This window comes from Paenibacillus sp. SC116, assembly GCF_024733555.1.
Classification (GTDB): Bacteria; Bacillota; Bacilli; order Paenibacillales; family Paenibacillaceae; genus Paenibacillus_B.
Genome location: NZ_JANIOF010000001.1, coordinates 1,232,609 through 1,251,977 on the forward strand (window position 1 = coordinate 1,232,609; position 19,369 = coordinate 1,251,977).

28 protein-coding genes are annotated in these 19,369 nt (G+C 46.3%); 5 read left to right on the forward strand and 23 right to left on the reverse strand.

Annotated features, from left to right (window positions below; genetic code table 11):
- Positions 1-4 precede the first annotated feature (4 nt).
- Positions 5-310, forward strand: coding sequence for a hypothetical protein (locus NQ117_RS05245; protein WP_258276927.1), 306 nt, complete (start codon positions 5-7; stop codon positions 308-310).
- 2 nt (positions 311-312) lie between these two features.
- On the opposite strand, the gene terL is transcribed toward NQ117_RS05245, so the two are convergent.
- From terL to NQ117_RS05275, 6 genes are all read right to left on the reverse strand, one after another.
- Positions 313-1,941, reverse strand: coding sequence for a phage terminase large subunit (gene terL, locus NQ117_RS05250; RefSeq protein WP_258276928.1), 1,629 nt, complete (start codon positions 1,939-1,941; stop codon positions 313-315).
- 756 nt (positions 1,942-2,697) lie between these two features.
- A complete protein-coding gene (locus NQ117_RS05255) occupies positions 2,698-3,087 on the reverse strand; it encodes a phBC6A51 family helix-turn-helix protein (RefSeq protein WP_258276929.1) in 390 nt (129 codons plus the stop codon).
- 114 nt (positions 3,088-3,201) lie between these two features.
- Positions 3,202-3,378, reverse strand: coding sequence for a hypothetical protein (locus NQ117_RS05260; RefSeq protein WP_258276930.1), 177 nt, complete (start codon positions 3,376-3,378; stop codon positions 3,202-3,204).
- A 328-nt stretch (positions 3,379-3,706) separates the two neighbouring features.
- Positions 3,707-4,153, reverse strand: coding sequence for a helix-turn-helix domain-containing protein (locus NQ117_RS05265; RefSeq protein WP_258276931.1), 447 nt, complete (start codon positions 4,151-4,153; stop codon positions 3,707-3,709).
- A gap of 34 nt (positions 4,154-4,187) precedes the next feature.
- Positions 4,188-4,370, reverse strand: coding sequence for a DUF5659 domain-containing protein (locus NQ117_RS05270; protein WP_258276932.1), 183 nt, complete (start codon positions 4,368-4,370; stop codon positions 4,188-4,190).
- Positions 4,370-5,290 (reverse strand): HNH endonuclease, encoded by a 921-nt coding sequence (locus NQ117_RS05275; RefSeq protein WP_258276933.1) that lies wholly within the window; start codon positions 5,288-5,290, stop codon positions 4,370-4,372. The genes NQ117_RS05270 and NQ117_RS05275 overlap by 1 nt, the downstream gene beginning before the upstream one ends.
- Positions 5,291-5,797: 507 nt before the next feature.
- Between NQ117_RS05275 and NQ117_RS05280 the strand changes: the two genes are divergently transcribed.
- Positions 5,798-6,043, forward strand: coding sequence for a helix-turn-helix domain-containing protein (locus NQ117_RS05280; protein ID WP_258276934.1), 246 nt, complete (start codon positions 5,798-5,800; stop codon positions 6,041-6,043).
- A gap of 63 nt (positions 6,044-6,106) precedes the next feature.
- Complete coding sequence (locus NQ117_RS05285) at positions 6,107-6,319, forward strand: hypothetical protein (RefSeq protein ID WP_258276935.1); 213 nt, start codon at positions 6,107-6,109, stop codon at positions 6,317-6,319.
- Between the two features lie 26 nt (positions 6,320-6,345).
- On the opposite strand, the gene NQ117_RS05290 is transcribed toward NQ117_RS05285, so the two are convergent.
- The 3 genes from NQ117_RS05290 to NQ117_RS05300 form a co-directional block, all read right to left on the reverse strand.
- Entirely contained in the window at positions 6,346-6,903 is a 558-nt protein-coding gene (locus tag NQ117_RS05290; RefSeq protein WP_258276936.1) for a hypothetical protein, read from the reverse strand.
- A gap of 84 nt (positions 6,904-6,987) precedes the next feature.
- Complete coding sequence (locus tag NQ117_RS05295) at positions 6,988-7,383, reverse strand: sigma factor-like helix-turn-helix DNA-binding protein (protein ID WP_258276937.1); 396 nt, start codon at positions 7,381-7,383, stop codon at positions 6,988-6,990.
- Entirely contained in the window at positions 7,364-7,969 is a 606-nt protein-coding gene (locus NQ117_RS05300; RefSeq protein ID WP_258276938.1) for a hypothetical protein, read from the reverse strand. The genes NQ117_RS05295 and NQ117_RS05300 overlap by 20 nt, the downstream gene beginning before the upstream one ends.
- Before the next feature lie 89 nt (positions 7,970-8,058).
- Between NQ117_RS05300 and NQ117_RS05305 the strand changes: the two genes are divergently transcribed.
- Positions 8,059-8,481, forward strand: a complete 423-nt coding sequence (locus NQ117_RS05305) for a hypothetical protein (RefSeq protein ID WP_258276939.1) — start codon at positions 8,059-8,061, stop codon at positions 8,479-8,481.
- Positions 8,482-8,588: 107 nt separating this feature from the next.
- Here the strand turns inward: NQ117_RS05305 and NQ117_RS05310 are convergent, their stop codons facing one another.
- The 5 genes from NQ117_RS05310 to NQ117_RS05330 form a co-directional block, all read right to left on the reverse strand.
- Positions 8,589-9,131 carry a nucleoside/nucleotide kinase family protein gene (locus NQ117_RS05310; RefSeq protein WP_258276940.1) on the reverse strand — a complete coding sequence of 181 codons (543 nt, stop codon included), beginning with the start codon at positions 9,129-9,131 and terminating at the stop codon, positions 8,589-8,591.
- Entirely contained in the window at positions 9,128-9,343 is a 216-nt protein-coding gene (locus NQ117_RS05315) for a hypothetical protein (RefSeq protein WP_258276941.1), read from the reverse strand. Before NQ117_RS05315 ends, NQ117_RS05310 begins: the two co-directional genes overlap by 4 nt.
- Complete coding sequence (locus tag NQ117_RS05320; RefSeq protein ID WP_258276942.1) at positions 9,340-10,944, reverse strand: hypothetical protein; 1,605 nt, start codon at positions 10,942-10,944, stop codon at positions 9,340-9,342. The genes NQ117_RS05315 and NQ117_RS05320 overlap by 4 nt, the downstream gene beginning before the upstream one ends.
- The gene (locus NQ117_RS05325; protein WP_258276943.1) at positions 10,941-11,318 is read right to left on the reverse strand and encodes a 3D domain-containing protein; all 378 of its coding nucleotides are present in this window, start codon (positions 11,316-11,318) and stop codon (positions 10,941-10,943) included. The genes NQ117_RS05320 and NQ117_RS05325 overlap by 4 nt, the downstream gene beginning before the upstream one ends.
- Before the next feature lie 94 nt (positions 11,319-11,412).
- A complete protein-coding gene (locus tag NQ117_RS05330; protein ID WP_258276944.1) occupies positions 11,413-12,216 on the reverse strand; it encodes a thymidylate synthase in 804 nt (267 codons plus the stop codon).
- 59 nt (positions 12,217-12,275) lie between these two features.
- Between NQ117_RS05330 and NQ117_RS05335 the strand changes: the two genes are divergently transcribed.
- Positions 12,276-12,584, forward strand: coding sequence for a nucleotidyltransferase family protein (locus tag NQ117_RS05335; RefSeq protein ID WP_258276945.1), 309 nt, complete (start codon positions 12,276-12,278; stop codon positions 12,582-12,584).
- Here the strand turns inward: NQ117_RS05335 and dut are convergent.
- From dut to NQ117_RS05375, 9 genes are all read right to left on the reverse strand, one after another.
- On the reverse strand, positions 12,559-13,140 hold the full coding sequence (gene dut, locus NQ117_RS05340; RefSeq protein WP_258276946.1) for a dUTP diphosphatase: 582 nt from the start codon (positions 13,138-13,140) through the stop codon (positions 12,559-12,561). The genes NQ117_RS05335 and dut overlap by 26 nt on opposite strands.
- The gene (locus NQ117_RS05345) at positions 13,141-13,305 is read right to left on the reverse strand and encodes a hypothetical protein (RefSeq protein WP_258276947.1); all 165 of its coding nucleotides are present in this window, start codon (positions 13,303-13,305) and stop codon (positions 13,141-13,143) included.
- Positions 13,306-13,440: 135 nt separating this feature from the next.
- A complete protein-coding gene (locus NQ117_RS05350; protein WP_258276948.1) occupies positions 13,441-13,662 on the reverse strand; it encodes a hypothetical protein in 222 nt (73 codons plus the stop codon).
- A gap of 20 nt (positions 13,663-13,682) precedes the next feature.
- Entirely contained in the window at positions 13,683-14,669 is a 987-nt protein-coding gene (gene nrdF / locus NQ117_RS05355) for a class 1b ribonucleoside-diphosphate reductase subunit beta (RefSeq protein ID WP_258276949.1), read from the reverse strand.
- Positions 14,657-16,756 (reverse strand): class 1b ribonucleoside-diphosphate reductase subunit alpha, encoded by a 2,100-nt coding sequence (nrdE, locus tag NQ117_RS05360; protein ID WP_375163021.1) that lies wholly within the window; start codon positions 16,754-16,756, stop codon positions 14,657-14,659. Before nrdE ends, nrdF begins: the two co-directional genes overlap by 13 nt.
- Entirely contained in the window at positions 16,746-17,099 is a 354-nt protein-coding gene (gene nrdI, locus NQ117_RS05365; protein ID WP_258276951.1) for a class Ib ribonucleoside-diphosphate reductase assembly flavoprotein NrdI, read from the reverse strand. Before nrdI ends, nrdE begins: the two co-directional genes overlap by 11 nt.
- Positions 17,096-17,602 carry a crossover junction endodeoxyribonuclease RuvC gene (locus NQ117_RS05370; RefSeq protein WP_258276952.1) on the reverse strand — a complete coding sequence of 169 codons (507 nt, stop codon included), beginning with the start codon at positions 17,600-17,602 and terminating at the stop codon, positions 17,096-17,098. Before NQ117_RS05370 ends, nrdI begins: the two co-directional genes overlap by 4 nt.
- A 227-nt stretch (positions 17,603-17,829) precedes the next feature.
- The gene (locus NQ117_RS24135; protein ID WP_375163022.1) at positions 17,830-18,315 is read right to left on the reverse strand and encodes an HNH endonuclease signature motif containing protein; all 486 of its coding nucleotides are present in this window, start codon (positions 18,313-18,315) and stop codon (positions 17,830-17,832) included.
- Positions 18,257-19,303 carry a hypothetical protein gene (locus NQ117_RS05375; protein ID WP_258276953.1) on the reverse strand — a complete coding sequence of 349 codons (1,047 nt, stop codon included), beginning with the start codon at positions 19,301-19,303 and terminating at the stop codon, positions 18,257-18,259. Before NQ117_RS05375 ends, NQ117_RS24135 begins: the two co-directional genes overlap by 59 nt.
- Positions 19,304-19,369: the final 66 nt, after the last annotated feature.

Sequence of the window (19,369 nt, forward strand, 5' to 3'; positions counted from 1 at the left end):
CTGTATGACATTTGAAGAGCAGTTAACAAGTATTCTGATTAACAAAACCAGAATCTCGCGTGAAAACGAGAGCCTGGAAGGTGAAGTAACTACAGCACTTGAGAAATTAGTAACCCGCATCAAAATTAATCTCCAAGATATATCAGTTGAATATAGTTACTTTAAGAAAGGCGGTATTACTACTTGGACAATCATTACAGATGGGTATGGGGTTGTATTTGATACAAAAGAAGTTATCTCAGCTAAATCTCAAAATCCGAACATATCAACATCTGAATTAGTAGAGAAATTAATTATTGAAAAATTGTAAGTTTAAGCCCACGATGGCTTGTTGCGGATTCTCTTGCGTCCCTTTTTCGATGCATCAACGGCCATCGTGAGCGCATCTGGTAGGTCATCATGCGCGCCCGAGCCGTAAAGCTCGAATTGTTCGATCAATAGCGCGTGTTTGCGTGAAAATTGAATACTATCGTTTTCGATATCGGGCAATAACGCCTCAATACGCAAGTCTTTTCGTGTACGTTGATGGATTTCTTTTACGCGACTATGCGCAGGATATCCCGCCTTGCGTAACGCCTCTTTCAGTTTGTGTACGAAGAATTCTTGCGCCGCTTGCGCCTCTGCCGCGATGTTCGCCGGTTGGTATTGCATAACTTTTTTGACGATAACTTTTAAAAACTCGTCAGGATGAACGCGTTCTCCGTAAGCATCTACGACGTACAACGTTCCTGTCTGACGATTCTTCGCAACGGTTAGTACTGCCGAATAGTCACCGCGTGTTTTACCCATCGCAAAGTCAACGCCCATAAAAAAATCGAACTCCCGCGAAGAGAATTCGATATCCTTGCCGTCCCAATATGCGAATTTTTCCGGATTGAATATCATCGACTCTTCATCCACCGGATTGTTCATATACTCCGTATTAAAAGCCTTCGAACCGTTGTCCCATTTCCACGTCATCAACTTCCACAACGACTGAGCTTCCGGCCATAATACGACAGTTCCGCGATCCATCTCGGTTTTGTTCAATTCGTAAAGTTCTCGCGCCTCTTTCGCTCTCTGTGCCGGGGGAACATCGCTATTCACGTATACAAGACGACACGCTTCCCATAAGTCCATTCGTACCGGCCATTCGATGATTGCGCGATATACTTTCGACTTAAAGTCGGAGCGTTTGTATAGTACCTGTATAAGTAATGCCTCGTGATGCACCGTTGTTCCCATGTAAACAATGGCCGTCCGCTTACCCTTCGGATCACCTAGCGGTATGACCGTTTGCGCAAACCAATCTCGCAGCTTCTTCCGCAACTCCGGCGTGGCTGCGTTGGACTTTACGTCTTCCAAATCGTCACATACGAGTAAATCCGGTCGCGTACCGTTCCAGTTACGTCCACGAAGAGCTTGTCCGGTTGACGCGGCTTCTACTTTCGTTAATAGCTTTTGAGTGCCGTTTTCTTGCGGCTCCCACGCGATAAACTCTGACGAGTTATCTTTCGGATTCTCCTGTTGCTTCGGAGAGAGTAAGGGACCGAAATCTCTTCGCAACTTCGCGTTATGCTTGAGTTGCAACGCGATCCAATCGAGGTTACCGGAGGATACCGCCGGCGTCTCCGAAATGATAATTTCGTATCTACGCTTACGGTAAAGAATCTCGCGCAAAGGAAATGCCTTGGATAAGTATGTAGATTTCGCGTGAGAACGGGGCGCTGCAACGGCAACCTTATCGTTTGTGTTAACGTTGGATACATCGTCCATTATGTCGCTAATTTCACGGTGAAACTCCGGCGCATCGTCGACGCTTTCTATATCGAATCCGTCCCAATTCCCCGCATTACCCGGATTTCTTGCTTCGGAAAAATATTCGAATGCGAACGCGATTAAATCCGTCTCAGAATCGTTGATTAATCGTAGGCGTTCGAGCTCTTCGGCTTTTTCGTACAATTCACGTTGAATATCTTCGGGAAGAAGCGATACATCATCCGGATCAACTTCGGATATGACGCTAGATATTTCGTTGATGATTCGTTCTCGCGATTCCCTATCGTGCCACTTACCGTTGATCCATGCGATAATGTACCGCCTCCTTTTCGCTTAAAATTGACGGGAAATTAGGCGTTTTCCCGTCCGGATGACTTATCGGTCCAGTTCGTGTGTAAAACGGCTAAATCACCGTTGATTTTACGGTAAAAGTCAAACGTTAATTTTGATACGCGGATTGTGACTACACCTGTTCGCCGGACCCGAAGTACCCGCCTTGGGGGGTATAATGATCGCCGACTTCCGACCTCTCCGTAATCATTACGTTATGCATCGAATATGCAGGACTGTTGCACAAAATCCGGATTTTCGACTATAGTGCCGCCCCAAACCCCGCACCACTACGCCATCTATTTCGCATGCATAAAATCTCGTTATGCAACGAATATTCATTCCCAATTATAAACGTTGTATATCCGCATAACCACGCGACTAAACGCTAGTATCCCCGCGAAGTAACTGGTAATTTATACAGCGTTAATTGTGCGAATGTGTATTCGGTTATGCAACGGTTATACAGCGACGGTGATCGTTGAATTCGGACGTTTCGAAAAGTTTTCGGAGGACGTGCGCCAAGAGCCGCGTGCCCGTTATTTCAACGTCTTCATATCGAATCACAACGTACATATACGAATCGCTTCACTATATGCGCGAATAATCCTACGACTGTGACTTCGCTTCCTTTAACTCCTTTAACTTCGCCTTCAACGCAGCCGTATCCGTTGCATCCGAGGTCTTCGTTTCCACCACGACATTATCCGTAAGCATTCCGTTAATTTGTAGTGCTAACTTCGCCATTGCTGCGTTACCATCACGTATAGCTATCTCGGATAGGGACTCGATTAACTCCGGTAGTTTATCCTGACTATTACGTACCATCTGACGTTTCAACTCCGACTCGAATAACGGATCTTTACGCCAGTTAGCGATCGTATTAAAATGTACTCCGCATAACTCCGCTATCTCTTCGTAAGTCTTACCGCCCTTCTTCGGTTGTGCTAACCATTGAATAGCCGTAATATGTTCCGTTCCTAATTGCTTTAGCGCCATATTAACGTCCTCCTCTCGTTAAATCTAACCGCGCAAATAAGCCGCTTAATCACACGGAATAGTAACGTACCTATTCGGCAATCAAGCGGCTAATCGGACGGGAATCATGCGGTATTAATACGTGTGTCCGTAAGTAATGCTCGAGCCAATAACGCCATCCCGCGTAATACTGAACGGCCTTTTAATAACGTTCACTTCCGGTTTCTTCTCTTCGCTACTCAAACGAGTGATCAACGCTGCTATCTCATCCGGTGTTCCCGTTACATCGAATCCTTTTACAACCGCCTTCATAACGTATCTCCTTTCGGTAATCAAACGCATATACTAACGTTACTATTCGGACTTACGTCCTCAACCTTCGTGTTCTTTGAACACTCGGTACTACCCTTTCGCGATTAATAGATAATACATATAAATACCTTCGCGAAGAATTCAGATATATTAGATACTCTTACTACTAATCAGCCGCGAGGATATGTGCTCTTCATATCCGATGCGTAATGTTTTTAAATCTTGTTAATTAAATCTAGATAGATAAATCTAGTTTCCACCCAATTAACGTGAAGTGTTCACCCAGTTATTGTGACGCGTACACCCAATCTACGGTGTAACAAAAACTTCAGTCGATGTATCCTTGCTTTCTCCGGTAATCCTGCATACGAAGTCTGTCGCGTTCCTTACGTCGGTTACTCGTAGCTAATCGTTTCGTGTACGTTTCCCACGCTTCCGGAAACCTATCGTAAAACTCCGATGCTTCTAACGGTTCCAACGGTAAGTAGCTCCCTTTTTCGGGATAGTCGATAAGTCCAACTTCCTTGAGTATTTCGATATGGCTATCGGTAGTGTTTCGACTCATACCGTACTCAACCGATAATGTATCGATGGTAGGGAACGCGCGTCCTTCCTCTACGTTATATTTGTCGACTATGATCGCATATAAGAAAACTAACGCAGGATTCATTTTCGGATGGTGTACGTAATGTTTAACGTTCGTCGATAATGGAATAAACGTCCTTCCGTTCGAACTGGGCGACTTTTTATCGTAAATTTTACGCACTTCGCTCATTAACTAATTCCCCCGTTCACTAGTATAAATCCCGCTAACTAAGAGCTTTCGCTTTTCTCTCGTCGTATTCGTCTAACAACGTTCTTAACTTGTCGTTTCGATCGAATACCCACATTCGGTTTCCTGTACGGTGGTGAATCGCAGTGTATATGTAACGTACTCCACTAGCCTTTAGGAAGTACATAAGTGTCGTGGAGTAGCAGTAGAATTTATCCATTAAGCACCCTCCTCAGCTAATAGGTCGTTTGGATTTTCGTGGCATTCGTAAACATATTCGCGATACTCTCCTACGCTCATTCCGTTTATCTCCGCTAAGTATTCGATTGCTTTTTCGAATAACACGGGATTTACATCAAAACGTCTCCCATTCGACTCATACCATTCGAAAATGTTACGGGGACCTTTCGATGAGTTAATTCTCTGCCAAATAGGAAGCATATTACCCAAAGTAGTTCCACCATGCCCGATCGCTAATGGAATAACATGATCTATTTGTAAATTAACCTCTTTACCAGTTAGAGCGCACTTGTTTCCGAATCTAGCTAACAACTCCTTATGTTGATCTTCTGAGAAGTCATTAACAAGTGCTGCTTTCCTAGCATTTCTTCTTTTCGCATTAACTCTCGACTTAGGAATCGGCCGTGAGCCGTAGAATAACTCGCGATGCATGCCGTTGGCTTTCACTATTTCGACAGACTCTATAAGTTCTAGTTCAAATGCGTTCATAAAAATACAAGTGCCTAATTCCTTTGAGGACGAAATCCCTATAAGACCTTGTTCCTGTAATTTACTCATCTTAGGTGTTGTTGATTTTAATTCAGGAAAAATAACAGAAAAAGATGGAATGTTAGTGTTATAAATTAACCAACAAAGAAAGTTCAACGAATTTTCATCTAATCTATCTGAGTACTTTTCTTTAATATGTCTCAGATAACTCTCGTTCGTTTTCTTGACAAAAGCATCTATAAAGCCACCGTATCTGTGGATAACCTCACCGCAGTCTCGGCAATAAAACCAATTGTCTTCTTTCGCGATTATTTCATTTTCAAGATTGTGAAACAATGCGTGAGTGCCCGATCTTTGGTAGTAGAAATCTCCACAATTATTACATATCTCGATACTTTTACTATCTCGCATTATTTATTTCCTCCTCTTCACTAGTGAATTACAACGACAAAAAGACCCAACCGGAGTGATTCCGATTAGGTCGATATGCTTTACATAACTCGTAGCCTTGAGAGTGATGAAATTACAAGTACCTTACTATAATCCGTAGCCTTGAGAACACGAAAAATGTAACCATTTAACGTAAAATAATTACGCTTTTACGAACGCAACCTCGCCAGTCCTGCGGTTGAGGAATGCCGCATAAATGGCGACCACTCCACCGTTGGTACTATGATTCGCGGAAGCTCCGCAGAAATCACACGTGTTCCTACGATCGTGGTCGAAGTCGTAGTATGTTTCGTGACAGTCCGTACAGATTCGCCGCTCTACGTTTACCTGCATCACTTCATCCTCCTTTGATACGTTTCCCGTATCGGATATAAACGAATGTATCACGTTCCGTTAAACGTATCAATAGTAGTTTAATACTATTTTCGTTCCGTTTGCTGTGATAAAATACAATTCAGGAGGTGCGGAATGTCTACATTTAAGCCAACTATGGAAATTCGCATCAATTTAGAAGCATTGCTTGATGAACGTAAGGTAAGCCAACGCGAACTCGCTCGTATGATTAACGTACGATCCGCGTCAATTAACGATATGTGTCAGAATAAAACCATCCGGATGCCCCTCGATAATCTCGCATCAATCTGCGAAGTGCTGGACGTTAGCATATCGGACGTACTCGAATTAGTGCCTATTGAAACGAAAGAAAACGATTGATACGTTTAACGTATCGTAGTATAATATAGACGTAAGGTAATTTACGCGAAGGGACGTCATACAATGGATGAAGTTACCGCATTATTACGCGCAATACTCGAAAATCAGCAAATAACTAACGCAAAGCTCGACGCTATGGAACTCGAACTCGCGAAGTTCCAAGGCGAGGTTCGTGGAAATTTCGAAGGGTCGCAAGCGCAGCTCGACTACATTGCCGGAAAGCTAGGCGAGCATGATCGCGACTTATACGTACTTAAGCAACGTAAACATAGTTAAAGAGAGGCTTAATGCCTCTCTTTTTTCTACGTCTGGAACGCACCGCTCGCCCACGCAACGCCTAATCCTCGACTATTAACGAATTCGTCCGCAAACGCTCCGCCTGTATCTCGAAGATTATACGAAACCTCATCGCCAGGAGACGTATCACGTTTGTACTGCGCCTTACGGCTACGATTCTTTATTCGCGCAAGCTTATCAACGAATCGCGCTTCCTTTGCGGTACGTCTGCGTTTAACGGGAGCTGCGCGATTTACTCCGTCCGTATCGTGGTTCTCCGCTAAATCCAACGCATACTCGCGTTCATACCGATCGCTCATTTGTCGCTCGCTTAGTATCGGATACTCGTTATGCGCTACTTTGTACGGATTCGGATCGAGCAATTCTTCGCGCAGAATATAATCCGTTAATTTTTCGAGAATACTTGCGTTAGGTGTTTCGCCTATATCGTCAACATATTCGTCAATCAACGCTTGAATATCCGCCATTCGTTCCGTTCTATCTTCGTTCTCCTCGTTAATCAGAAACATCACCACTTGCTCGAATGCTGCTTTGTAGTCGGAATCTCCTCGGAATGTTTTCAAACAACCGCCTCCACTCGTTTATTTTCCGAAGCCTGCGCATTGCCGTACGCAGACTCCGCTTACTTCCGAATCAACGTTTGCCTATTACGCTGATTCCTCGTCTTCTTCCGTCATCTCAACGGACACCTCTCCGTAATCCCATCCGCGGAATATCTTCGCAATCTTCCGACAGGCTTCCGAATTGAACTGCTGCACCGCTTGTTGTGTAACGTCCATCTCGTTAGCCGTCTCCGCTTGCGTCAAATCGCATCCGTACAGATACGTAACGGCTTCCGCTTGACGTCGTGATAGCTTCGCGTTGTCTATCGCGGTGTTTAAGTCGATGAGAATATCGCTCGCGGCGTAATCTCCGGAATACCTTCGCGATGATATCCGATGGCGATCACGTAGTAACTTCTCAACGCCTTTTGCCGTGTTGAGTGCATATGATTCCGTGTATTTACGTGAATCTTTCGTTGTATCAACCTTGACTGCGCCCATTCAATGACCACCTTCCGTTATATTCAAGTTGGTATTTCCGTTGTGTAGGTTTGTCCTTCCACTGACGTGTTATAAAGATGATATCCCCGTCTTTAACGAAAGAATGATTACGATACAGTCGGTAATCTACCGAGAAACTAATACTCCCAAAGTACACATAACATCTTGGGAAGTTGATACTACAGTAGGGTTTGGCGTAAGACTTGTAAATTGGGTATTTGCCATATTTCCCTTGCCATCCGCCGCTCGCTGTTGCCTCAAGCCCGATCATCCCAAACCCCTCGCCGACCTGCATCGAAGTATCTACATTCCACGGTCGGTAGTACTCGGAGCCGAGAAATTCGAGATAATTGTCGAAGTCAAACGTTGGATTGGACGGATTCGTAATCCTAGCTTTGTATCGACGACACACATTGTTATGTCTGCTTACTTTTAAACCCGGCTCAGATAATAAAACACACGTCCCCGTAGTATTGTCCGCGCCGATGTCTCCCTTAAAATGATCACATCCTCGACATAGATACCGCGCACCGTAATCCCCCTTGTATTCGAGTGTTTCGAAGAAATCATGATCGATCACGCTCAAGCAACCGCCTCCATTTCGCTTTCTTTACGTTCTTTTCCGTCCGCTTTCGTGTATAATAACGGTAAAACTAGTTAATCGAGGTGATTCGTATGGCAATCGAATGGTTTGATAATCGCCCACAACGTAGGGCTGCGTTTGTATCAACGGATAGACAACGCCGTCTGCACCTATCAAGCGGAACACGCGCGATACTCGGCATAACCGAAGGCGAAGCTGTATCGATGTATGTCGGATTTGATCACGCGAACAAACGAATCGCTGTCGCAAGACCCGACGTTGTACGATTGACCGATACGCGTACAATGAGATTCGATGGCAAGCGCTATTATGCCGCCGCTACTTCGTTCGTTTCGATGTATGAGTTGCCGCATGATAAAGCGTATCGCTACGATTTCGCAGGCAAGGACGAGTCTACCGGCGCGATTATGTTTCAACTTGCGGGCTACGACGCTCCTGACGATCATAATCGGAAACCTGCGTCTCGCTCGAAAGGTAAGAAGTCGGAGGCGTAGAGTCAAACGGAAGTTGTAGTAAAGCGTCATCACGTCCATGTAGGTATCCAGCGCGGAATCCGAGCTTAAAACCGGATTCCATCGCGGATATAATCGTTTGTTTATCTTCACTCAATTCCGATCGCCTCCATGATTGCGTCAATCTTCGCGTGCAACTCTTCGATAGTTCCGTCGTTAATTATTTCGTAGTCAACTTCGAATGTATTTACGTATAATTCCGTTTCGTGCGCCAGGTCTTTATAGTCGAATTTATCCGCCGACTCGACCGCGCGGTTGATGCGAACACCTTCCGGCGCAGTTACGCGAATAATTACGTAGCCTTCCGCGCGGCATCGTGCGTATTCGTTAGGTTGACGGAGATCGGTGATTACGGGACGGAACGAAAGGAATCGGTGACTTCGCTCGTGCTTAATATTCTTAAAACATATGTCAACCCAAACGTCCTCGCCGAGAAGCTTCCGCACTAGCTGTCCGTGAGCTTGATATCCAACTCTCGGCTTCGGATCGCGTGGAATCTCGGGATATCTTCGGTGGAAGTCCGCTTTTAACTCGTCTCCGAACGCGAATCGTGTGCATCCGTAATTTTCGGAAAGGTATTTTCCGACCACGTCCTTTCCACTGCGTAATCCGCCCGTAATAGCTAAACTCATTCGGATACCTCCTTCGCGACATATGTAATTACAGCGTAATGTTGGCGTTTGTGCACTGCCTTTTCCTCGGTATATTCGCCCCAACGAAAAGAGTCTTTTACGAATCGAGTTACCGCGGAGTTTGCGTCTCGCTTTGTGTAGTACGCGGCTCGATTTCCGCTAAACGGCTTACCGTCGCGATAGATGACGTAGACCTCATGCGGTTGACTCATGCAATATACACCTCCCCGTAACGACCGTCGTGACTATCGTCGATGATGCGCACATTCGGTATATCTACGTTCTGATAGAAGCCATGCTCGCTGCGCCTCTTCTCATTAGTATTTACGCCGCTAACAACCACGCTTTCGCCACAAACGTCATCAACAATTCCGATATCACCAATGTCGTAGAAGTGACATTGCGTATATACGAAGTTACCAACGATTTCTACGTAATCACCTACGCAAGGCTCTGTCGGCTGCGGCGCATTTACGTATTCTTCCGGTACTTTCAATCCGAGAGCGCGCCGGAGAGCGATAGCCTTTCCGATATAGACGTTGAAGCAATCGTCAGGTGCGGCTTTTGCGATTCCTTTCTTGTCGACTTCACCGCCAATTTCACGAACTAATGCGACGACAGTTCGTTTATTACGATTGACAACGAACTCAACTTCGTGCGAACGAACGTAATACCCGTCATCAACAAACCACACGTCATTTTTCGTATGATTTTCCGCCACTAACTCCGCAACGTCCGCCTTTGCCTTCTCGATAATCTCATCGCGAGTCATGGGTTTATATACGCAACCATCTGCGGGTGTCGGCGTTAGTTGTCGAACGCAGTCTTTGCGCTCCAACTTCGCAATCTTCGATCGTAGTTCGCCGACTTCCTCCGACGTAGCTTCATCGAGTAATTCGACGTCCTCGCGAGCCATCCGAAGCTGCGTCTCAACCTCCGTCAGTCTTCGCGCAAGATTCGCTACTGTTCCGACGAGTCCGTCGATAGTAGATTGCGTTGAGTCCTGCGTCAATTCCTCCGTTGGTTGTTCGGGAGTTGCGGAAGATAACGGTTCGAGTACGCTATAACTTGCGTAACCCACGCAAGCTCCTCCGTGTTTGTGATTCGTACCTTCCGGATGTTTAACGAATACATCCGGACCGGACTCGATTACCTCGTATGACTTACCGACTTCGAAACGATCATCCCAGTGCTTCTTCGTAATCACAATCCGCTCACCGACGGTTGCCTTACGTTCGACCAACCGGAAGCGTTCGCCGTTGATGCGAATGATGTCGGTTGGTTCGAGGACTACATATCTTCGGTGGAATAGCGCGTCCCCACTCTCCACCTCTACGCCTGTACCATCACGGCATTCGCTTCCGCTATCTGCACTCCAATTGATGTCTGCGTCAATAACGGTCAGTACCTCACCCCCCAGACGATGACTTCTATCTGTGACTTTAATCCGCTCGTCCTCTACCGCCTTCCGCTTAACCTCGCGATACTCACGTTGCAATCCGAGTTCATCCGTCAGCACTGTTATATCCGTTACGTTTTCGTTCAATATACGCAGCCCCTTTTCGTTGATAATATGTCGCTCTCCGTTCTCGGCTTCTACGATCCATAACGCTCCGTCTTGCGAGTAGGATAAGTGCTCGCCCGAGACTAGTAAGGTTACGAAATCTCCGTCTCGTAAAGGCATTCGCGTATCATGAGTTGGAATAACCTCCGCAGCATCCGGATATCCGAATTGTTTCGCAAAGGTCGTGTATGCAGGATATCTACATCCGTTATATATGACCTCCGCCTTACGTCCGTCAATCTTCGTCATTTAATCGTCTCCTCTTCGTCTAATATTCGCACTCTTCGTTCCTGCCGACCGAACTCGATCATTTCATCATAGTCGCGAATGAATACGTCGAGCCGAGTTCCTTTTATGGCTCCTCCGCGGTCAGTACACGTTCGAACCCCGATATCTTCGATCTCCACGCGAGTTCCAAACGGTAGCTCCTTCGGACAAGCTAGCGTGTAATCATCTCGAAACTCTTCGCCGCTTGCCGTAATGGTCCAACCGCCGTTTTCTTCGGGGGCGTCCGTATACGCCGTTAGCTCCCACGTTTCCCACTCCGGTTCAGATTGCGCGGATTGAATCGCGATTTCTTTCGGCTGCTTTACGTCCATTTGCGTTGTATCTACGCTAGACATCGCATGGAGCAACAACGCTACATAAACGAAGATATGACCACCTCCTTATTCGATGGATATTAATAATACCGATGAGACTGCGCGAGTTGGGCGTTTATACCGCAACTTTTCCGTGAATTGCCGGATGTGGATCGTAGTTGTTCAACGTGATGTCTTCGAAAGTGAACGAATCGATATCGGTGATTCGCGGATTCAGTTGAATCGTCGGAAGTGTTCGCGGCTCACGTTCGAGCTGCATCCGTACTTGTTCGATATGATTCGAATAAATATGCACGTCACCGATTGTATGGATGAACTCGCCGACCTGTAGTCCGGTGACTTGCGCAATCATATGCGTTAGCAACGAATAACTCGCGATGTTGAACGGAATGCCGAGGAATGCGTCGCCTGAACGTTGGTATAATTGGCACGAGAGCTTTCCGTTAGCGACGTAAAACTGGAACGCGAAGTGACACGGTGGAAGCGCCATATCATCGAGCTCACCTACGTTCCACGCGTTGACCAATAAGCGACGACTGTCGGGATTCTTACGGATTTGTTCGATCACATTCGAGATTTGATCTACCGTCTCATATTCTCCTGTTTTATTGATGAACCACGATCGCCATTGTGCACCATATATTAATCCGAGGTTACCAAGACCGTCCGCCCATTCGTCCCAAATCGTTACTCCGTTTTCGCGAAGATATTTGACGTTCGTATCCCCGCGAAGGAACCACAACAATTCGTGTACTACGGATTTCCAGTGGACGCGCTTGGTCGTAACAAGCGGAAATCCTTCTGCTAAGTTAAATCGCATCTGATATCCGAAAGTTGATAACGTTCCCGTTCCGGTGCGATCGGACTTCTCGACGCCCTTATCGAGAATATGTCGTAATAAATCGTGATATTGTCGCATAATTCCTCCTTAATTGTGTGGTATAATTTGTATCAATTACTACTTGGAGGTGCTTTGTATTGAAGGTAGATGATAGGATTTTAAAAACCGCACAAACTTTCTCGGAAATTATTATTAAAGAGTACGATGTGGAACAAATATTGCTTTTCGGGTCACACGTCAAAGGCACTAACCATTTAATGAGTGACATTGACATACATATAAACGTCGTAGACGATGTTGTCTGGAAAGAACTATCGTTAAATGTGTTCCAAATTAAGAGACTTATAGATACTAGAATTGATCCGAAAGTAGAGCTTGACGGGATTCCAGGCAATTTATTAGAGAAAATAAAAGATTCTTCTATCGTGCTGTTCCGAAAGAACTAGTACCCGTATGACCAAATCCACCGTCTCCACGCTGCGTATCGCTCAGCTCGCCCACTTCGATAAAATCAGCGCGGAGTACCGGTGTGACAAGACCTTGCGCAATTCTATCGCCTTTACGGACAAGATACGTTCCGCGCAATCGGGTGTGCCAGTCGTACTTAACGTCATTTCCGTCAATCTGCGTAACAAAGTTCGTTTCCCAATATTCAATCTCTCGGTCGTCTATTTGCGGCTGCGCGATATTATCGATAATCACCTTAACCTCTCCGCGGAAATCCCCGTCGACCGTACCCGGACTATTAGCGACACGAAGCTTCGTATTACACGAAACACCCGAACGCGGACGTATCTGCATCTCGCATCCTTCCGGAATCTCCACCGCGAATCCCAACGGAATAAGCTTCGTCTCTCCCGGTGCAATAATCACGTCTTCCACCGCGACCAAATCGAATCCTGCCGCAAGTTCCGTCGCATATTTCGGAATGACTGCGTCGGGATGCAGACGTTTGATCTTAACGGGAATATTGCGAATACCATTCGTTTGCTCGACGCTCATTTACCCACGCTCCTCTCTCGTATTTATCGCGATAGAAATCATAAGCAAGGCAACGCTTATAAACGCTACTGCTACCGTAAGCCTGCTCGGGTTATAATCGAAAGCAACCAAAGCGATAGCTTCTATTAACCAAAAGATACTTAATAATATGGATAGTATTTTCATTCTTCGTCACCCTTTCCGCGTAGTAATAATTCGACCGTTCGCGTTAAGATATCGAACATTATTCGGAAGCCTCCCGTTCCTGTATTACGAAGATTTTTCCGCGCTGTTCGATGATTTCGTACTTAGTCGCGTCGATTACGTGACCTTCACTTCGTATTGATTACGCTGCGGTACTTCACTAATTCCGAGTAAAAGAAAGACAATCGCAAGTCCTATAAAGAGTGAAGTAAAAAACGCTTCTTTCTCCAACACCGCCATAAAAGCGAAGACCAACCAGCCCAACGCAACGACCAGAAAGACTATCCTCAACACTTGCGTTGCAACTCCTGAATCAACAATCGTATTCATAATCTCCATCCGAACACTCTCCTTTTCGATTAAACTCCGCTAAAATCGAAATCCTCGTCGCGCATGTCCTCGACGTTTAACGCAAGCACGTATCCGTCGCCCTTCTGACTGAAGAAATCGTGTGTTTTCGTTGTCGTATCCAACGCATTCAATACGATTGGATTAAACGGTCGATGTTCGAAATACGGCTCGAATCCTAACGTCATCAACGCCTTATTCGCGTTGTATCGCACGTAATTGTCGACGTCTTCCGCTAGTCCAAGTGCTCCGTACAACTCCTGCGTATACTCCGTTTCGTTCGCGTAGAGTTGTTCGAGCAATACGAACATTTCCGCATCGGCTTGCGCCTGCTCGATTATCGATAATTCTTCACGAAGCTCCTGCGCGAGATATCCGACATATACTCCGTGAATCGATTCGTCGAGTAAGATCTTACGGATGATCTCGCCACTCGTTGTCATGCGACCTTGACCTGCGAGATATAGCGGATAGTAGAATCCGGAGTAAAACAGGAAACTTTCGAGAAACACCGACATGACTTGCGCCATGTATACGTCGTATTTCGATGGATTCTCGGTTAACAACTTACGATAGCGACTGACGATGATATCGCCTTTTACGCGAAGGAATTGATTGTTTGGCGCCCACTCTTCGAGTAGATATCGCGTCTCATCTGACGGAAGAAGCGTCGTAAATATATGCGAATATGACTTCGCGTGAATCTGTTCCATCATCGCCATGAAACCAAGTACCGCTTTTTTGCGCGTATCGTCCGTATGCACTAGGATTACCGGCATTCCATCGTTAGCTTGATGCGTATCCAAGCCTGTCAATCCGGCAAGAACACGTTTAAATGTCGTCTGCTCATCGGGCGTCATTTCGTTCCATGACGCGATATCTTTTGATACGGGGAATTCCGTCTCCGTCCACATCTGCGCGACATTCTGACGCCAAAAGTGGTTAACGTAATCTTCCGATTGGTTCCAGTTCACACATTGGAAATTTATATCGCGCATGAAGTACACTCCTCCGGCTTAATCAGATTTGTACGCGTGTAATACAACGATTTAAGTCCCTTTTTACGCGCGTACGTGTAGAGTCTTGAAAGCTCACGCGTGCTTACATCGCTATTCACGAACAGTATCGTTGATATTCCTTGGTCAATGTGTCGTTGAGCTTCCGCAACCAAATCGATTAGTCGATATTGATTGATCGAGAATGCGGATTTATAAAACCATTGCGTCTGCGGCGACAGGAACGGCATTGGGTAGTAAGTATCGAGCTTGTCATACGAGCGATGTTCGATAATATCAACGATCGGCATTACACTTGCCGTCGAGTTTTGAATATACGAGATGGACTGCGTTGGTGCTATCGCGAGTCGGTACGCATGGTAGATTCCAAATTTCGCAACCATTGCGGATAGCTCCGACCAATCAGCTTGACTCGGTAGGGCGATACCAGACTCTTCAAACAACTTACGAACTTTATCCGTTCGTGGAGAGAAGTCTTCCGTTTTGTATTGCGCGAAATAGTTTCCGTTCGCGTATTCGGATTGTTCAAACCCTTTGAACGTTTCTCCACGCTCTTTCGCGATGAGCATCGACTTTTCAAGCGAGTAATAGTTCATCGCGGCGAAGAATGTTCGTACGAAATCTCGCGCTTCTTCCAACTCATACGCGATACCATTCTTCGCGAGGTACCCGTGAAGATTCATCGCACCGAGTCCGATGGAATGTAACTCCTCGTTTGCTTTCCGTATGCCTGGAGCATTAGCTATTCGTGTGACATCGCTGACAATCGTCAACGCCTCAATGCCGGTGTGTATCGATTCGCGTAGCTTACCGGATTCCATAACGTTGACGATGTTAAGCGAGCCAAGATTACACGAAATGTCACGGTTAATTTCGTCGCCAACGCCGTAATCGCGGATAACTGACGTTTCTTGCAGCTGCATGATTTCCGTACATAGGTTCGACATCTTAACGTCACCTAACGCTTTCAACGGATGTGCGTCATTCGCGTTATCTTTAAAGAATAAATACGGATATCCCGATTGAAGCTGCGTCTGTGCAATTAGCGTCAACATGGAGCGCGCGTTCATCTTACGTTTCTTTACGTTAGGATTCGCGACTAATTCGTAATACATTTCGCTAATATCCATATCGTCAAGGTGCGTTCCATATTCACGATGAACCGTGTGGGGCGCGAACATATAGAAGTCTTCGCCTGCTTCGGCTAGTTCAAAAAACTTCGACGGGACGATTAATCCGGTAGATATCGTTTGTAGTCGTGCAACCTCGTCAGCATTAATCTTTTTACTATCGAGAAATTCGAGAACATCCCAGTGGAATATGTTGAGATATACGGCCCCTGCGCCAGGTCGCGCGCCGAGTTGGTCGCAGTATGCGAAACCATTTTCGAGTGCTTTCGCGACAGGGAATACGCCCTTTGCGCAACCTTCCACGCCTTTAATCGCCTCACCCCTCGCACGTATTTTCGAAAGGTTAATCGCAACGCCTCCACCAATCTTCGAAAGTTGTTTCGCGGTACTGTCGATATAGTTAATCGAGTTTAACGAATCATCCGTTTCGAGTAGGAAGCACGATACCATTTCGCCGCGTCTCGCACGACCTGCGTTCATAAACGTCGGCGTTGCCGGTTGGTAACGTTGCTCCATCATGGCGCGTGCGAGTTCTTCCGCAAATTCATAGTCGCCTCCTCCGATATTTAATGCAGCGATTGCGACATGCTGCGCATAGTTTTCGAGATACTTCCGTTTATCGTTCGTTTGCAGCGCGTAATCTTTATAAAACTTACTCGCGGCCATATACGACTGGAATCGGAAATTGTACGAATCGCATATCTCGTGGAGCTGCGTTAGTTGCTCGTCCGTGTATTCCGCGAACACATCGTAATAGTAAGTCTCGTCGACCAAGAACCGGAGTCGTGCGAGCGCATTCTCGAATTCAATCGTCTTCCCGATAACCTCGCGCATAAATACTTTCGTTGCTTCGCGATCCTTTTCGAGTTGATAGAATCCGTCAGCTCCACGTTGTTTAACCTCGTTGTTCAATTCGATATGTTTCGTTTTATTCGCCAATTTCTCGCATCCTCTCCGTGAATATTCGTATATCATCGGCGGTTCCCGATAGCTCGAACTTGAGCAGAACGGGAACGCCGTATTTTTCGCTGATTAAATCCGCAGCTTTGGCGTAGTTATTCGCCCAGTTTCTATTGCCTGACGACGCGACTCCGACGAGATGCCGTCCGTTTCGTTCGAGAAATCTCGTAACAGGTTCGGGAACCTCTCCGAATCCAATCGTATTGGTTACGAGAACGAACGGCTCGTCCACGTCATAATCTCCGATCATTTCCGCAGGTAATCCGGTCTTTGCGATAAACCTGCGGACGTTTCCGACAAGGGAGTAATAAACGAATCTCATGCGGCTATCAACCCTTCGCGAATAAGATGGACGATAGTTACCGCGATTGCGTCCGCCTCGTCCCCTTCTCGGTTCAATCGCAAGTCAGGATTCCCGAAATACTTTCGAACAGCTTCGATAATCATCGGTTTATCCTTCCGCGAACCAGGCGATCCAGTCACTCGTCGCGCCCACGCTTTCACCGTTTGAATATTTACGTCAACAACGTTGAACTCCGATAGGCTGAACTCGGTCACTCCATGTGCCTTGAAAATTTGACGAGTTGATAGATTGTATCGGACGATTCCTTCTTCGCGAGGAATGGTACGTTCTATTTGCGGAAATTTATTGATAACATCGGTAATTCCTGCATGGATTTGACGCAAACGCTCACCGTCCGATAAGTCTTTATTACTTCGTATTAGTCCGTAATCAATGAGCGTTACTACTTCGTTTCTTACTGACACGACCGCCCATCCGGTCTTTGTTAATGACGTATCCAATCCGAGATGGTATGTTGTCAACCGCCCACCTCCACGCAAGAGACATCGCCATTTTTAACGAGCCAGTCGATAAGATGCGCTTGACTACAAAAGTCGTATTCGTCGTATAAACGGTAGAAGAATCCGATAAATCCATTTACGGTGTTACACGTTACGCATCGGTTATCGTGCGTATAGGCTTCCGGTTGTCTTCGCGGATATCCCGTTAGATTTGCGTGAGTAATGTCGGGATGTTCTATGTCGGTCATCTAAATCGCCTCTTTCTTGATTTCTTTTCGTTTCCTATAATTACGGGCACTCCTTAATCGCCTACACTCACGGCAATGCCTTGAGCCATTAGAAACAACCGTGTTGTAGGACGTGTACTCATGACCTTGCGGGCAATGTGTTTTCTTAATGTGCTTTGCAGGCATTGTGTCAGCTCTTAGCAAGTTTTCTCGTTGGGTCACTGCTTCTAAGTGGTCCGGATTAACGCAAGCCCTATTTCTACATAAATGGTCGATAACAAGTCCGTCAGGAATCTTTCCACGATGTATCTCATAAGACAATCTGTGTGCAGTTATGAACTTTCCATAAATGTTAATTTTCCCATACCCCACATCCGTTTTTGATGCGGTCCAAACCCAGCAACCTGTCCTCTTGTCGACTTTTTCCCAAAATCTATCCAGTACTGTTTTACGCAAGTGATTCCCCCCGAATTCGAACGATATCGTCGTAGCACTCGGTATAGGCACGTTTCTTAAATTCCGGTATATTTGAACGTTGAATCTGAGTTACTTTCTTTTGAATCACAGAAATCTCACTCTCTGTTAACGACTTTGCGATTGCTGTCTTGAAACCGTTGAAAAGCCATTTCTCCGGATCAACTGGCGGAGGATTGCCGTCCTCAACCGATTGGATCACGTCGACAAATCCGTCCAGAAGCGCCTGCCTATCGCGCTCCGTGACGTTGATATAAAACGCGCGAATATCGGGATTCTTTGCGTACTGGTCCGCAGTCATATTCCATCCAACCTTCGACGCGTTGACGTACAGGATGACGTAATGGTCGACGTTGTACATTAGCGAATAGGCGATACATTGTTTAACGTGGTCATCCTTCGGACCTTTCATCGAGTACGATGACGTCTGCGCTGCGGTAGTTTGTTTACTTTTCACTTCGAGTCCGACGCGGAGGATTTCGCCGTCTTCCGATCGGTAAAGCATGATTCCGTCACACGTGCCATATAGCGCGAATTGCTTACCGTTATGCTCGATGATGTGCGATCTCTTCGCGAAGTCCTCAAGCATCGGTTCGCCGAGTTCGTTCCGTTCGAATCGGAAAATTGGCTCCGTACCTTGCGTCTTACTGGCGATATGCTTTTCGATAAACAGTAAATCGCGCTGAATAGAGTCACCGATAGCCGTTCCGAAACGGGTCCATCGTCCTTGGTGCGGAGGTTGTACGCGTTTATCTTTCGTTGACTTTCGTACCTTTTCGTATAACTCGCGTTTACAACTTCCCGCAGACGACGGTGAGAAGTACGGCATGTTACGCGGCGGCCACACCTTTCGGTTACGATCCGATTGGATATCTGCGTACCAGCGGTGAATCTGTGCATCTAGCGCGTCATCGTATACTTCGGATGACGCGTGCCAATCGTCTAGCATCGCGAGAAAATCGGATATGATACGCTCGCCTAATTCGGCTGATTGCGTTTCTTGCGTTTTATCTCGTAGCATTTGCGCGCCTGTTCGTGTGGTTAACGTGATACGACCGCCTCCTTCGTAATCGTCTTCACAATCGCA